We start from the raw sequence: 15,138 nt of genomic DNA, 5'->3' as shown, positions 1-15,138 counted from the left end.
ATTCCAGACCCTCAGCCAGGCCACGGGAGATCTCCTCACGATCGGTCAAGGTCAACATGTTGCGCACAGCGGGAATCCTGTCCCACCGACCCACCAAGATCAAATGCTACGACCGCCTGAACTCGCCGCCATCAGAGAAATGTCCTCTTCCCGATCAGACGACGCCCGTACGAGAAACCGCGCGAAAATTGTTGCCGCCTGACCTGGAAAGACCTCTCGTCATGCCCAGTCGCGACAGCAGCCATATCAGCACATCGAATTAAGGGGCCGCAACCCATCTCCGAGGATTGCCCTTCCGCGATGCACATCGCGTCGTCGGGACACTCCTTCTTCGTGACACCGGCGTCCACAAGAGCGGCACGACGGCGGGGCTTCACACCCGAGCCGGTACCGGCCGCCGACGATTGATCAACCAGACGACGAGTCCGGCACAGGGCACGGTCACCATGGCGTAGATGACGCCCGGTATGGCGATCTCCGAACTGCCGAGCATGCCGGGGTCCAGCGCAATGGTGACGGCGAGCCCGCTGTTGTGCACACCGACGTCCATGCCCACCGCCACGGCCCGCGGTCCGTCGACCCCGAACAGGCGGGGCACCGCGTAGCCCAGGGTGAGACTGAGCAGGCAGAACAGCGTGGCGGCCAGCCCGACCCGGCCGAACTGGGCGACAAGTTGGTCCCGTTCGCGTAACACCGTGGCCACGGCGATGAGTACGAGGAACACGACCGACACCACCCGGATCAGCGGGTCGAGCCGACGTGCGACGTCGGCGCTGCGAGCGCGTACGGCCAGCCCCGCCACCACCGGCAGCAGGATGACCAGCAGTAGACGGGTGACCTCGGCGGCGCCGAGGCCGGCGCGGCCGGCGTCGGCGGGCTGGAAGTATGCCAGCGCGAGATTCACGATCACCGGCAGAGTCACCACCGACAGCACGGTGTTCACCGCCGTCATCGTGATGTTCAGGGCGACGTCGCCCCGGGCCAGGTGGCTGAACAGGCTCGCGGTCGTGCCTCCCGGTGAAGCGGCGATCAGCATCATGCCGACGGCCAGTTCGGGCGGCAGGTCGAGGACGACGACCAGCCCGAAGCACAGCACCGGCAGGACGAGCAGCTGGCAGACAAGCCCACAGACAAGCGCCCTGGGCCGGCGTAACGCGGAAGTGAAGTCGCCCAGGGTCAGCGTGGTGCCGAGCCCGAACATCAGCACGGCGATGACAAGCGGCAGCAGAACCCCGGCCAGCGGTGGCAGGGTCATGGTTCACCTCCGGTGATTATCTCTGACGTGATCGGCTCATCGGAGACTGACGCATGTTCTTGCCGTTGAGAAGCCCTACGATCCGCACCTTCCGCATCAACATTCGTAGCGCCAATGTTGACATCGGCAACCTTGCCGGCCCCGAATAATCGCCGGTAGGGTCGTGAGAGCCGAGGAGCCGGACAACCATTCACGGTGACATCCCGGCAGGAGCCATCCTCATTCATCCGTGTGCCGGAAAAGCGGGCGACGCGGGCCGGATAATGATTTGGAAGGAACCCGCTGAACACATGGTGACCATCGAGGTCGGAATCGGCCGGGGATCCCACGCGCTGTACTCCGAGATGCGCCGCTCGGTTGAGGAGGCGCTGACCGCCTTCTTCGCCGACAAGGCCCGGCTCGCTGCCGGGTCTGGACTGACCGACGTGGTGCACGCGCTGCGCGATTACGTCTTGGCTGGCGGCAAGCGTCTACGACCGCTGCTGTGCCTCTGCGGGTGGCAGGCAGCGGGCGGCAGGCCGCAACACCCGGCCGCAGTGGCCGTCGCCGCGTCCCTCGAGCTCTTTCACGCCTTCGCGCTCATCCACGACGACATCGTCGACAACGCGGCGGTACGCCGTGGGCATCCCTGCCTGCACGTCACGCTCGTGGGGCACGGTCGAAGCGACGATCCGGCCCGCAACATACGGTTTGGCCTGGACAGCGCCATCCTGCTCGGCGATCTGGCCATGGTCTGGTCCGACGAGATGCTGCACTCCAGCGGCGTGAGCCCGGTCCAGATGCGGGCGGTGCGCCCCATCCTCGACCAGATGCGGACCGAACTGATGTTCGGCCAGTACCACGACCTGTTGAGCAGCCACAGCCCGCCCGATGTCACCACCGCCCTCACGGTGGCCAGCTACAAGAGTGGCCGGTACACCGTGCAGAGGCCGTTGCAGATCGGCGCGGCGCTGGCGGGTGCCGACGAGTCGCTGCTCGCCGCGTGCACGGCGTTCGCGCTGCCCATCGGCGAGGCGTTTCAGCTCCGGGATGACCTGCTCGGCATCTTCGGGGACTCGAACAACACCGGCAAGTCCACCTTGGACGATCTTCGCGAAGGCAAGGGCACGGTGTTGCTGGCGATCGCACTGCGCGACGCCGATCGCGGGCAGCGGGCCGACCTGACGGATCTGGTCGGCGATCCGAACCTCGATGAGGACGGTGCCGAGACCGCCCGCCGCATCCTGCTCGCCACGGGTGCGCCGGCGAAGGTCGAGCGCATGATCGAAGAACGACTTCGTGAGGGCCTGGCCGTGCTCGAAGGCTCCGACTTCCACCCGCAGGCGAAGGCCGCGCTACGCGATCTCGCTCGGGCGGCGACGGTGAGGTCGGCATGAGCATCACGCCGTACGCCACGACGACGACCTTGGCGGACACGCTGCTCCGCGAGGCGGCCGCCGACGACTGGGCCCTGATCAGCCCATCGGTGTACGAGTGCGGCCGGGTCGTCTCGAACGCGCCGTGGCTGGACGGGCACCCGGCCCGGATGCGGTTCCTGCTCGCCGAGCAGGCCGCCGACGGCGGCTGGGGAGTGGCGGGCTTCCGGCTGGTGACCAGCCTGAGCGCCACCGAGGCAGTGCTCACGGCCCATCGTCGCGGCCTGCCTGAGGATCGGGAGCTGCCCGCCGACGCACTGGCCGCGAGCGCCAGCGCGGGTGTTCGAGCCCTGCGCACGTGGCTCGATCACGAGACCCCACTGCCAGACCTGGTCGCCATCGAGGTACTGGTGCCCCGGCTGATCGACCTGATCAATGGGCATCTGCGGCAACTCGACCAGGCCGCCGACCCGGCACTGGCCGAGCTGGTCCGCGGCGGCCCACTCCGTACGCCCGCCGCGACCGCGCCGGAGATGCTCGTCCGGCTCCGGGGCGCGACGGCTTCGGGACACCCGGTGCCGCCGAAGCTCTGGCACAGCTGGGAGATCATCGGGTCGGACCTGCCGGAGGACCCGGCCGTGGTTCCGGTGTCCGGCAGTGTCGGCTGTTCACCCGCGGCCACCGCGGCCTGGTTGCGTACGCGCCCCGAGCCATCCCACCCGTCCCTGCGCTATCTCAACGCGGTGCAGTCCCGCTCGGGCGGACTCTTTCCCGTCGGCGCGCCGATGCCGCACTTCGAACGCTCATGGATCATCAACCTGTTTCACGTGCACGGCGTGGCATGCCAGATCCCCGAGTCCGTGCTGAGTTCGCTGGAGTCGGCGCTGGGGGACGACGGCATCGCAGCCGGGGACGGTCTCCCGGTGGACGCGGACGACACGGCGTCGGTGCTGTGGGCGTTGGACGTGCACGGCCGGGTCCACGACCTGGACCCTCTGCTGGGCTACTACGACGGCACCCGGTTCTTCACCTACCCGGAGGAACGCACTCCGTCGCCGACCGCGAACGCGCATGCCCTGGAGGCGCTGGGGCAGCGCATCTCACGTAGGGCCGGGGACGCGGGCCGGTACGAAGCTCCGGCGCGGGCCGCTCGGGACTGGTTGATCGGCGCGCAGTCGAGCGATGGGAGCTGGACCGACAAGTGGCACGGCTCCCCCTTCTACGCCACGGCGACCAGCGTCAACGCCCTGGCCACCTACGGAGGCCCGCAGGCCCGGCCGACCATCGAACGAGCCGTCGAGTGGATCCTCGACACGCGGCAGGGCGACCGGTGGGGGCACGGTCGCGGGACCGAGGAGGAGACCGCGTACGCGGCCTGGATCCTGGGCCTGAGCGACTCCGTGGAGAACCGCGCGGACATCCGGTCGGGCCTGGCTGCGGCGCGCGACACGCTGATCGGCGCTGAGGTGACCGAGCGCACGCCCGCGCTCTGGATCGGCAAGGACGTCTACACCCCGGTACGGATCGTCCGGGCGACCTGCCTCGCGGTCCTGCACAGTCTGAACAGGAACGACCATGGAAACTGAGACCCTGCTGCTACCGTGCCCGTTTCCCGAACGGTCGCATCCCGGCGCGGCCCTTGCCGCCGACCACGTCCGGCGGGTCGCTGCCGAGATCGAACTGACGGGCCCGTCCAGTGCGAAGGTGCTGCACGGGATCGCCCTGGGCGAGGCCGCGGCCCTCACCTATCCGGACACGGACCAGGAGCGTTTGCAGGTCGCCACGCTCTGGATCGCCTTTCTGGTCCTGTTCGACGACGCGTGGAGCGATCTCGTGGAGATCGACGGGGATTGGCGCCGACGAGTGCTTGCTGAGCACGCCCTCATCCACGAGGTGTTGGATGGGCGGCCGGGCGGGACCGCGGACGGACCCCTGGTACGGCTGCTCAGGCGGATCCTCGACGAGATCGAGCACCTCGACCCGGGCTTCGACACGTCCCGCCTGCGGGCGGAGATCCGCAACTATCTCGCCGCGACGCTGTGGGAGGTGGATCTCCGCAGCCGGGGCCGGATCCCCGACCTGTCGTCCTACCTGTTCATGCGCCGGGTGTTCAGCACCATGACGGTGCAGGTGGAACTGGACTACTTCGTCGACCGGCTCCACCTGCCTGAGTCCGTTCGGCAGCACCCGTGCCTGCGGCTGGTGGACGCCGCCGTCGCCGACTACGGGTGCATAGCCAACGACCTCTATTCCCTCGACGCGGAGCGCCGGGCCGGAGTCACCTCGAACATCGTGATCATCCTGGAGCACGAGTACGGCTGGACCGAGGAGCGGGCCACGGCGCACGCCGGGCGCCTGGCCGAGCAGGCACTGCTCACCTTCCAGGAGGTCAGCGAGGACCCCGGGCGCTTCGGGCTGCCAGACAGCGAGGCCGTACGGCGCTACCTCCACCACTACGAGTCGTTCATGTCGGCCGCAGTCCGTTGGCCAGCGCGTTCGGCGCGTTACCGCAGCCAGAGCTGATCGGGCCACCTCGTCGGTGGTCATCGCGAAAGGCAGGTATTTCCGTGTCCGCCACCATGCACAAGTCGGGACAATCGCCTCGGCCACCCCGCCTCCCGGCAGGACTGCCCCTCATCGGTCACGGCCTCCAGTTGCTCCGGCGGCGGCTGGAGTTTCTCCAGGAGGCTCGCCGTTACGGACCGGTGGTACGCGTCGGGCTCGGCCCCTCCACCGCCTATCTGGTCAACGACCACACCCTGCTGCATCAGATGTTGGTGAAGGACGCCGCGCTGTTCCCCCGTGGCATCCACTTCCGCAAGGCACGCGCGGTGGCCGGCGACGGGATCATCACCGCCGAGGGCCCCGCGCACCGCCGACAGCGCCGCCTGGTGCTGCCGGCCTTCAGCCGGAAGCGGGTGCACGGGTACAGCGACGTGATGCGCCAGATCGCCAAGGAGCGGATCTCGTCATGGCCGGAGGACGAGCCGATCGAACTCAAGCCGGAGTTCGTTTCGTTGGCCACGACGATCGGCACCCGAACCCTCTTCTCGACCGATCTGGGCGCCGCCGCCGTATCGGTCATCGAACGAGCACTGCCCGTGCTGACCCGCGGCGTCAGTCTGCGCGCCATGGATCCCACCGGGCTGGTGGAACACCTGCCGCTGCCGGCGAACCGTCGCTTCGAGGTCACCATGCGGGAGCTTCACCAGGTGATCGACGGGATCATCGCCTCCTACCGGGGGGCGGAGCAGCAGGGCGACGACCTGCTCTCGTTGCTGATGGTGGCGACGGACGAGGGGTCGGGTCAGGGAATGACCGACCTTCAACTGCGCGACGAGGTGATCAGCATCCTGCTCTCCTCGGCCGAGACGACAGCGCTGACCATGAGCTGGGCGTGTCACGAGCTGGGCCAGCATCCCGAGGTGTTCCGCGCGCTGCGGGAGGAGGTCGACCGGGTCCTGCCCGACGGCGAAGCCCCCCGGCACGAGCAACTGGCCGATCTTGAACTGACCCGCCGGGTGGTGAAGGAGACGCTGCGGCTGTATCCCCCGACGTACTTCCTTTCCCGCAGCGCCACGGCGGATGTCCGCCTGGGCGACCACCTCATCCCCCGCGGCAGCACGGTGTTGTACTCCTTCTACTCGCAACACCGCGACCCGACGCTGTTCCGTGACCCGAACAACTTCGATCCGGACCGGTGGCTGCCGGAGCGCGCCGCGGACGTCACCGTTGAGGCGTACATGCCCTTCGGCGAGGGTGCGCACCGTTGCGTGGGTGAGGGATTCGCCTGGGCCGAGGCCATGACCTCACTCGCCATCATCGTGGCCCAGCGCGACCTGCGGCCGGTGAATGGCGCCGCCGTGCGGCCGACCGGAACGGTCACGCTGATGCCCCGCGGCCTGTCGATGGTGCTGCCGAGGCGGACGACATGAGCGTGGACCGCAGGGTGATGGTGGACCGCGTCGCCTGCATCGGCGCTGGACAGTGCGTGATGCACGCGCCGGACGTCTTCGACCAGGACCTGGACGGCGTAGTCATGATCAGGACCACCGAGGCCGACGGCGAGGTGTGGGAGGACGTCCTCGAGGCGGCGACCCGGTGCCCGGTGAAGGCCATCACACTGCCGGGCGCATGAGCCAGAGAGGGGGAGATCCGTGCTGACGGATATCCACACGCCACAGGACCTCAAGGAGTTGACCCCTGCGGCGCTCGCCGTGTTGAGCGCGGAGATCCGCGACTTTCTGGTGACGGCGGTTTCCCGAACCGGTGGTCACCTCGGTCCGAACCTCGGTGTCGTCGAACTGACGATCGCGCTGCACAGGGTTTTCGACTCTCCGCACGACTCCCTTCTCTGGGACACCGGACACCAGGCGTACGTGCACAAGCTGCTCACGGGCCGGCAGGACTTCTCCCGGCTGCGGCAGCGCGGTGGCTTGTCCGGGTACCCGAGTCGCGAGGAGTCCGACCACGATCTCATCGAGAACTCGCACGCCTCGACGGCGCTCTCCTACGCCGACGGCATCGCCCGTGCACGGCAGATACTCGGCGTACGGGACCGCAGTGTCGTCGCGGTGGTGGGCGACGGTGCCCTCACGGGCGGGATGGCCTGGGAGGCGCTCAACAACATCGCGGGTGCCACCGACCGCCCGGTCGTCATCGTGGTCAACGACAACGGCCGTTCGTACGCGCCGACCATCGGCGGCCTCGCACGGCATCTGTCCGGTCTGCGCAGCCGCTCCCAGCTCGAAGGGACGTCACCACTCGACGAGCCGGTCATCTTCGCGCAGCTGGGCATGCACTACATCGGGCCGATCGACGGTCACGACATCGCCGCCCTGGAGGAGGCGCTGACCACGGCGAGGTCCCTCGGTGCGCCTGTGGTCGTGCACTGCGTGACCCGCAAGGGCTACGGGTACCCGCTGGCCGAGAACGACGACCGGGACTGCTTCCATGGCATCGGAGTGATCGACTCATTGACCGGACGACAGCTGAGTGCCCTCTCGGCGCCGAGTTGGACCTCGGTCCTCGGCGACGAACTGGTCCAGATCGGCGCCGAGCGTCCCGACGTGGTCGCGGTGACCGCAGCCATGCTGCAACCGGTCGGCCTGCAACCCTTCGCGGAGAAGTTCGCGGACCGCGTCATCGACGTGGGCATCGCCGAACAGCACGCGGCCACCTGCGCCGCCGGGCTGGCCCTGACCGGGTTACACCCGGTCGTCGCCATGTACGCGACGTTCCTCAACCGTGCGTTCGACCAGTTGCTGATGGACGTCGCCCTGCACCGAGCAGGCGTGACGTTCGTCCTGGACCGCGCCGGGATCACCGGCGACGACGGGCCCAGTCACAACGGCATGTGGGACCTGTCGGTACTGCACGTCGTGCCGGGCCTGCGGATCGCCGCACCGCGCGACGGAACCCGGCTACGGGCGCTGCTGCGCGAGGCGGTGGCGGTCGCGGACGCACCCACGGTCGTCCGCTTCCCCAAGGGCGCCGTGGCGCAGGACATCGCCGCCATCGAGCACATCGACGGGCTCGACATCATCGGTCGATTCGGGTCCGGTCAGGACCTGCTGCTGATCGCGGTCGGGGCGATGGCCGAGCCCTGCGTCGATGCCGCCAGGCAGCTGGCCGACCAGGAGATCGGGGTGACCGTCGTCGACCCACGGTGGGTGCGACCGATCAACCCCGCGCTGCTGGACCTCGCCCGGACGCACCGGTTGGTCGCCACCGTCGAGGACAGCCTGAAGGTGGCCGGGGTTGGTGCCGCATTCGCGCAGGCGGCGACCGACCAGGGCATCGAGGCGCCGTGTCTGACCTTCGGCATCCCCACGACCTTCCTGACGGTGGCGTCACGGTCACACCTGCTCGACGAGATCGGGTTGACCTCGGAAGGGCTGGTCACGAGGCTTCGGCGACTCGTCGCCGACCGGCTGTTGGTTCAGTAGAGGGGCGATGCGGAGATGGACGTCAGACAAAAAAGAGTCCTACTGGCCAACCCCCGAGGCTACTGCGCCGGGGTGGAGCGTGCGGTGCAGACCGTGGAGCAGGCGCTCGAGCTGTACGGCCCACCGATCTACGTGCGCAAGGAGATCGTCCACAACCGACACGTCGTCCAGGCACTGATGGCGCAGGGGGTCGTCTTCGTCGAGGAGAACGAGGAGGTACCGAGCGGAGCGACCGTGATCTTCTCCGCGCACGGGGTGGCGCCGGACGTACACGATTCCGCCTCCGCGCGGTCGTTGCGGGTGATCGACGCCACCTGCCCCCTGGTGACCAAGGTGCACAACGAGGCGCGCTGGTTCGCGTCCGAGGACTACGACATCCTGCTCATCGGCCATCAGGGCCATGAGGAGGTGCTGGGCACCGCGGGCGAGGCCCCCACCCACATCCAGGTCGTCGACACCCCTGACGATGTCGACGCGGTGACGGTACGTGACCCGGGCCGGGTGGTCTGGCTCTCGCAGACCACATTGTCGGTCGACGAGACCCAGCAGACGGTGGAGCGGCTTCGCGAACGTTTCCCGTCGCTGAAGTCGCCACCGAGCGATGACATCTGCTACGCCACGCAGAACCGGCAGGAGGCCGTCAAGGCCATGGCCGCCGAGTGCGATGTGATCATCGTGGTCGGCTCGCTCAACTCGTCCAACTCCCAACGACTGCGTGAGGTCGCGTTGGAGGCGGGGGCGGGCGCCGCGCACCTGGTCGACTTCGCGCACGAGATCTCGCCGGAGTGGTTGCGGGACGCCTGGACAGTCGGCCTCACCGCTGGCGCGTCCGTCCCGAACGAGCTGGTGCAGGACGCACTCGAGTGGTTGCGCGCCCGGGGCTTCGGCGCTGTCGAGAATGTCACGACCGCGGTGGAGAACACGGTCTTCGCGTTACCGCAGGAACTGCGTGCGGCGCTACGCCCAGGCGTCGAGCGGGGGGCCTGAAGTGACCGCTGTCAGTCTCGGTATGCCCGCCGTGCCGCCCCCGCCGCTCGCTCCCCGTCGGGCCAGTCGCCAGATCATGGTCGGCTCGGTGCCGGTCGGCGGCGGTGCTCCGGTGTCGGTGCAGTCGATGACCACCACCCTCACCTCCGACGTCAACGCCACCCTCCAGCAGATCGCCGAGCTGACCGCGTCCGGCTGCCAGATCGTGCGGGTGGCCGTGCCGTCCCAGGACGACGTCGAGGCGCTGCCCGCGATCGCCAAGAAGTCGCAGATCCCGGTGATCGCCGACATCCACTTCCAGCCCAAGTACGTCTTCGCCGCGATCGACGCCGGCTGCGCGGCCGTCCGGGTCAACCCGGGCAACATCCGCCAGTTCGACGACAAGGTCAAGGAGATCGCTCGCGCTGCCGGTGCGGCGAGGGTGCCCATCCGGATCGGCGTCAACGCCGGTTCGCTGGACAAGCGGCTGCTCGCCAAGTACGGCAAGGCCACCGCCGAGGCGCTCGTCGAGTCGGCGCTGTGGGAGTGCTCGCTGTTCGAGGAGCACGGCTTCCGCGACATCAAGATCTCGGTCAAGCACAACGACCCGGTCGTGATGATCCGGGCGTACCGGCAGCTCGCCGAGCAGTGCGACTACCCGCTGCACCTCGGCGTCACCGAGGCCGGCCCGGCGTTCCAGGGCACCATCAAGTCGGCGGTCGCCTTCGGCGCCCTGCTCGCCGAGGGCATCGGCGACACCATCCGGGTGTCGCTGTCCGCCCCGCCGGTCGAGGAGATCAAGGTCGGCAACCAGATCCTGGAGTCCCTCGGGCTGCGTGAGCGCGGCCTGGAGATCGTCTCCTGCCCGTCCTGCGGGCGGGCGCAGGTGGACGTCTACAAGCTCGCCGAGGAGGTCACCGCCGGCCTGGAAGGGCTGCCGGTGCCGCTGCGGGTGGCCGTCATGGGCTGCGTCGTCAACGGCCCGGGCGAGGCCCGCGAGGCCGACCTCGGCGTCGCCTCCGGCAACGGCAAGGGCCAGATCTTCGTCAAGGGGCAGGTCGTCAAGACCGTGCCCGAGTCGCAGATCGTCGAGACGCTGATCGAGGAGGCGCTGCGCATCGCCGACGAGATGGGCGTCGCAATACCAATCGACTGACCACCCGAGGAGAGAACCATGGCATCGTCAATCAACACCCTTTCGCCCCTGGACCAGCCCTGGTCCGACCCGATCGACGCCGAGGAACTCATCGAAGCGGCCATGGACTGGCACTTCGACCCGAGCACCGGCTCGACCTTCTGGCTGGAGCGGGCCAAGAGCTTCGAGTTCGACCCTCGGAAGGACGTCCGGTCCATCGCGGATCTGACGCTCTTCCCGAACATCGTGGACGAGCTGCGTGACGTACCGATCCGGGACCTCATCCCGCGCGGCTACGGGAACAACTACCAGCAGCCGCTCATCGCCGAGAGTGGCGGGACGACCGGGCCGCCGAAACGCTTGATGTGGATGGCCGAGACCCTGGAGCAGGCTACGGCCTGGCATGCCGCCGGCCTCGCCCAGCACGGCGCGTTTCGGCGCGGCGGAGACTGGCTCTGCATGGGGCCCACCGATCCGCACATGGCGGGCCATCTGATCCGCGCCACCGCGGCCAAGTTCGACGCGATGTGCTTCCTGCTCGACCTTGACCCCCGCTGGGTGAAGCGGTTGATCGAGCGCGGCGCGAACGACGAGGTCGCGCTCTACGTCGAACACGTCGTCGACCAGGCCGAATGGATCCTGCGCAGTCAGGACATCTCGGTGTTCTACAGCACCCCGCCACTGCTCGACGCGCTCTGCCGACGCGGCGACATGGTGGACCTGATCAACGAGCGGGTCGACGTGATCGGCTGGGGCGGCACGAAGATGGACACCGAGGTACGCAACCGCTATCAGCGTGAGGTCTTCCCCGGCGTCAAGTTCATCGGCGGCTACGCCAGCACGATGATCGTCGGCGGCATCGTCGAACGCGCCAATGGCATCGAAGGGGACTCACCGGTCTTCGACCCGCCCTCGCCGGTGACGATGTTCTCGGTGATCGACCCGGCCACCGGCACGAGCGTCCCGTACGGGCAGCGCGGCCAGGTACTCCAGCACCACATCAGCCGTGGTCTGCTCCTGCCCAACAACCTGGAGCGTGACTCGGCGATCCGGATGCCGCATCCCCGCAACAGCGGCGGTGACTCGATCGCCGATGTGCAACCGGTCACCCAGTTCTCCGGCAAGCCGGTTGTCGAGGGCGTGTACTGACATGGCGGAGAGCATCGGCTGGCTGCTGCGCGACATGCGAAAGGCCCGCAGCGGTGGTGCGGGCGCCGTCGCGCGGCGCCAGCGCGACCGACTCGCGAGAGTGGTGTCGCACGCGCGTGCCCACTCTCCCTATTACCGCGAGCTCTACCGAGGGCTGCCGGAAGCGGTCTACGACACCAAGCTCCTGCCGGTCACCGACAAGCGGAAGCTGATGGCTGACTTCGACAACTGGTGCACAGACCGGCGGGTCACCCTCGAACGAGCCCGCTCGTTCATCGACGACCCGACCCAGGTCGGCCGGCCCTTCCTCGACCGGTATCGGGTGGGCACAAGCTCGGGTAGCAGCGGCATCCGCGGCATCTTCCTCTTCGACGACCGAAGCACCGCCGTCACCAGCGCGATGGCTCTTCGCGGGTTCGGGCGGTGGCTCCGTTGGCGGGACGCCTCCCGGATCGTCGGAAGCGGGGCCCGGGTCGCCTCGATCCTCGCTACCGGCGGGCACTTCGGATCCTCGACGGTGCTGCCGCGGCGAGGCGACGGCAGCCGGATCGGCGAGCGGCGGCTCCGGGTCTTCTCGGTGTTCTCACCGCTGCCGCAGCTGGTCGCCGAACTGAACGACTTCCGTCCGGCTGTCCTGATCGGCTACGCGGGACAACTCGCCCTGCTCGCCGGCGAGCAGGAGGCCGGCCGGCTGCGGATCCGACCGACCCTGGTGGTGCTGGGCGCGGAGGGCCTGTCGCAGCCGGGGTACGAGCGGATCGCCTCGGTGTTCCGGGCGCGCATCGGTAACGGCTACGGCGCCTGTGAGTTCATGTCGACAGCCGCCAGCTGCCCGCAGAACTGGCTGCACGTCAACAGCGACTGGGTGATCGTCGAGCCGGTCGACCGCGACCATCGCCCGGTTGCGCCCGGAGAGGCGTCGCACACCGTGCTGATCACGAACCTGGCCAACGAGATCCAGCCAATCCTGCGCTACGACCTTGGTGACTCCCTGTTCGTACGTCCGGATCCCTGCCCCTGCGGTGATCCGTTCCCGGCGATCCGGGCTCGCGGTCGGGCCAGTGAAGCGCTGGTGTTCGACGACGGGCGTGGCAACCAGGTGCCGGTCGCCCCGGTCGCGCTGGCCGGTGTCATCGACCGCGCTCCGGGGTTGGAGTTGGCGCAGGTGCACCAGACCTCGCCGAGCCAGCTCAGCGTGCGGCTACGGGCGACACACCACGCCGACCTCGAGGAGCTCTGGCGGGTCGTGTACGCCGAGATCCAGACGTTCCTGCATGCCCATCAACTCGACGGCATCAGTGTGACGCGCAGCGACGAGGCACCCGAACAGTCCACTGGCGGAAAGTATCGCCTGATCATCCCATTCGCCGGGGCGCCGGACAGGTCGGAGTTGGCGAGGGCGCAGGAGAGCGAGTTCAGATGACCCACACATCGTTGGCCGACCAGACCGTGGAAGACCGGGTCGGCCTCGGCACGTACGTCCTGTCCGCAGCGGAGGCCGAAGAGGTCGCGCTGGTCGTGGACCAGTTCCGGCGCCGGGTGTCCGAGGTCGACCGGCCGGAGACGGTGACCGTCGCGCACCTGCTCCACGGGCGTCTACCCGAAGGGCTGCTGCGGGCGGTCGAGAACTTCCGTCGCTACGGCAGCTCGCATGGGGTGCTGACCATCCGGAACCTTCCCCTGCCGGCGGATCTGCCCCCCACCCCCCGCAGCGCCAATTCGGTGGCAGTGGACTGCACGCCGTCCGCCGCCCTGTTGCTGCTGCTGATGTCCCGGATGGGGGACCCGATCTCGTATGTCGAGGAAAAGCACGGTTCGCTGATCCACGACATCTGTCCCATACCCGGTGAGGAGGACCAACAGCAGAACACCGGAGCGGTCTACTTCAAGCTGCACACCGAGAACGCCTTCCACGCCAGCCGGCCGGACTTCCTCGGCCTGCTCTGCCTGCGACCCGACCACGAACGTCGCGCGTCCTCCATCACCAGCTCGATCACCGAGGCCGTCCGGCTGCTCAGCCCGGCCGACGAGGCCGTGCTCCGAGAACCACGATTCCGTACCCGTCTGGCTCCGTCGTTCTGTCGCGGCCAGGTCCACCGGCCGTACCTCGAGCCGGCGGCCGTTCTCACCGGCAGTGCGAGCTTTCCCCTGCTCACCGTCGACTTCGACGACACCGCACCGGGCGACCCGCAGAGCGCTGCGGCACTGGACGCCCTGCACGAGGCGCTGCAGGCTGTCCGACGCGAAGCCATCCTGGTCCAAGGCGACCTGGCCATCATCGACAATTCGACAACTGTCCACGGACGGGGTGAGTTCACACCCCGTTACGACGGTGCGGACCGTTGGCTGCAACGGCTCTTCGTGGTGCGGTCCCTGCGTAGCTCCCTCGATCTTCTGGATCGCGCCGACGGCTACCGGTGCAGGGCCCTGGCCGTGCCGTGACCCCCACCTGCGGAGGGGTTGGCCTCCGGGTGCGTGCGCCGGGGCGAGTAGAAGCGGGAGCGGTACGCCACCACCACCGCCTCGCCGCGGCTGCGCACCCTCAACTTGCGCAGGATCCTGGATACGTACGCTCGTACGGTCGCGGTGGTGACCGACATCGCCTCGGCGATCTCCCCAGTGGACTCACCACCGGCGAGCCGCTGGAGCGTCTCCCGTTCCCTCGGCAGCAGGGCTCGGATCACGTCGGAGCGGCTGGGACCGTCATAGCCGTTGTCGAAGCAGTCGGCCAGGTAGCCGATCATCTGCCGGGCCAGGGGGGCCGAGACGAAGGCGTTTCCGGCCTCGGCGGCCCCCAGTGCCTGGGGCAGGTCATTGGGCAGGCGGTCCCGCAGCACGTAACCGCTGGCGCCTCCACTCATGCCGTGCCATACGCTCGACCCGCTGCCGCCGATGGCGACCACCACCAGCGCGGCCTCCGTCCGGTCGATCAGCTCACCCACCGTCTGCGGGCCCTCGGCCAACAGGGTGCTGGACAGCACGAGGACGTCCGGGCGGCGCTGCCGGACCGAATCGGTCGCCTGCCCCAGGCTTTCGCCCTCGCCAACGACGTCGTGGTCGGTCAGATTGTCCACCACCTTGCGGATCAACCTACTACGGCAGCCGCCATTTGCTAGTCCTGCATTCCGCACGTGGGTGATCGTGGGCGGGTTTCGGCGCGGCGGGTTGGTGGTGAGGGTGGCTGATGGCAGCGTGCCGGGCTGTGAGACAGCGTGCGCGGTTCGGGTTGCCGTCGGTGGAGAAGGCGTTGGGGTCGTTGCCGTTGGTCGCGGCGTTCGGTTCTCGGCTGCGGATTCGTGACGTTATCGACGGGTTGTGTCCGGTTGATGA

Annotated in this window: 13 protein-coding genes; 11 read left to right on the top strand and 2 right to left on the bottom strand. The window is 68.5% G+C overall.

Going from position 1 to position 15,138, the window contains the following annotated elements; all coding sequences use genetic code 11:
* Positions 1–373: 373 nt before the first annotated feature.
* Complete coding sequence (locus tag F8271_RS23870) at positions 374–1,255, bottom strand: bile acid:sodium symporter family protein (RefSeq protein WP_151492064.1); 882 nt, start codon at positions 1,253–1,255, stop codon at positions 374–376.
* 290 nt (positions 1,256–1,545) lie between these two features.
* Here F8271_RS23870 and F8271_RS23865 point away from each other — a divergent pair, with 290 nt between their 5' ends.
* From F8271_RS23865 to F8271_RS23815, 11 genes are read left to right on the top strand one after another with little or no spacing between them, the layout of a single operon-like run.
* Complete coding sequence (locus F8271_RS23865; RefSeq protein WP_192580429.1) at positions 1,546–2,631, top strand: polyprenyl synthetase family protein; 1,086 nt, start codon at positions 1,546–1,548, stop codon at positions 2,629–2,631.
* The gene (locus F8271_RS23860; RefSeq protein WP_151492062.1) at positions 2,628–4,196 is read left to right on the top strand and encodes a prenyltransferase/squalene oxidase repeat-containing protein; all 1,569 of its coding nucleotides are present in this window, start codon (positions 2,628–2,630) and stop codon (positions 4,194–4,196) included. The genes F8271_RS23865 and F8271_RS23860 overlap by 4 nt, the downstream gene beginning before the upstream one ends.
* Positions 4,186–5,133, top strand: a complete 948-nt coding sequence (locus F8271_RS23855; RefSeq protein WP_151492061.1) for a hypothetical protein — start codon at positions 4,186–4,188, stop codon at positions 5,131–5,133. The genes F8271_RS23860 and F8271_RS23855 overlap by 11 nt, the downstream gene beginning before the upstream one ends.
* Before the next feature lie 56 nt (positions 5,134–5,189).
* Positions 5,190–6,545: a cytochrome P450 gene (locus F8271_RS23850; RefSeq protein WP_225854718.1), complete on the top strand. Its 1,356-nt coding sequence runs from the start codon at positions 5,190–5,192 to the stop codon at positions 6,543–6,545.
* Positions 6,542–6,748 carry a ferredoxin gene (locus F8271_RS23845; protein ID WP_151492059.1) on the top strand — a complete coding sequence of 69 codons (207 nt, stop codon included), beginning with the start codon at positions 6,542–6,544 and terminating at the stop codon, positions 6,746–6,748. The genes F8271_RS23850 and F8271_RS23845 overlap by 4 nt, the downstream gene beginning before the upstream one ends.
* 19 nt (positions 6,749–6,767) lie before the next feature.
* Positions 6,768–8,558 carry a 1-deoxy-D-xylulose-5-phosphate synthase gene (locus tag F8271_RS23840; protein ID WP_151492058.1) on the top strand — a complete coding sequence of 597 codons (1,791 nt, stop codon included), beginning with the start codon at positions 6,768–6,770 and terminating at the stop codon, positions 8,556–8,558.
* Between the two features lie 15 nt (positions 8,559–8,573).
* Entirely contained in the window at positions 8,574–9,545 is a 972-nt protein-coding gene (locus F8271_RS23835) for a 4-hydroxy-3-methylbut-2-enyl diphosphate reductase (RefSeq protein WP_151492057.1), read from the top strand.
* Position 9,546: 1 nt separating this feature from the next.
* On the top strand, positions 9,547–10,680 hold the full coding sequence (gene ispG, locus F8271_RS23830; RefSeq protein ID WP_151492056.1) for a flavodoxin-dependent (E)-4-hydroxy-3-methylbut-2-enyl-diphosphate synthase: 1,134 nt from the start codon (positions 9,547–9,549) through the stop codon (positions 10,678–10,680).
* An 18-nt stretch (positions 10,681–10,698) separates the two neighbouring features.
* Entirely contained in the window at positions 10,699–11,808 is a 1,110-nt protein-coding gene (locus F8271_RS23825) for an AMP-binding protein (protein ID WP_151492055.1), read from the top strand.
* Position 11,809: 1 nt separating this feature from the next.
* Positions 11,810–13,231: a phenylacetate--CoA ligase family protein gene (locus tag F8271_RS23820; RefSeq protein WP_151492054.1), complete on the top strand. Its 1,422-nt coding sequence runs from the start codon at positions 11,810–11,812 to the stop codon at positions 13,229–13,231.
* Positions 13,228–14,250, top strand: coding sequence for a TauD/TfdA family dioxygenase (locus tag F8271_RS23815; RefSeq protein ID WP_151492053.1), 1,023 nt, complete (start codon positions 13,228–13,230; stop codon positions 14,248–14,250). The genes F8271_RS23820 and F8271_RS23815 overlap by 4 nt, the downstream gene beginning before the upstream one ends.
* Here the strand turns inward: F8271_RS23815 and F8271_RS23810 are convergent.
* Positions 14,220–14,897, bottom strand: a complete 678-nt coding sequence (locus F8271_RS23810) for a response regulator transcription factor (protein ID WP_151492052.1) — start codon at positions 14,895–14,897, stop codon at positions 14,220–14,222. The genes F8271_RS23815 and F8271_RS23810 overlap by 31 nt on opposite strands.
* Between the last annotated feature and the right edge of the window lie 241 nt (positions 14,898–15,138).

Source organism: Micromonospora sp. ALFpr18c (genome assembly GCF_008868155.1).
Lineage (GTDB): Bacteria > Actinomycetota > Actinomycetes > Mycobacteriales > Micromonosporaceae > Micromonospora.
This window is presented reverse-complemented; position numbering and strand designations above follow the sequence as displayed.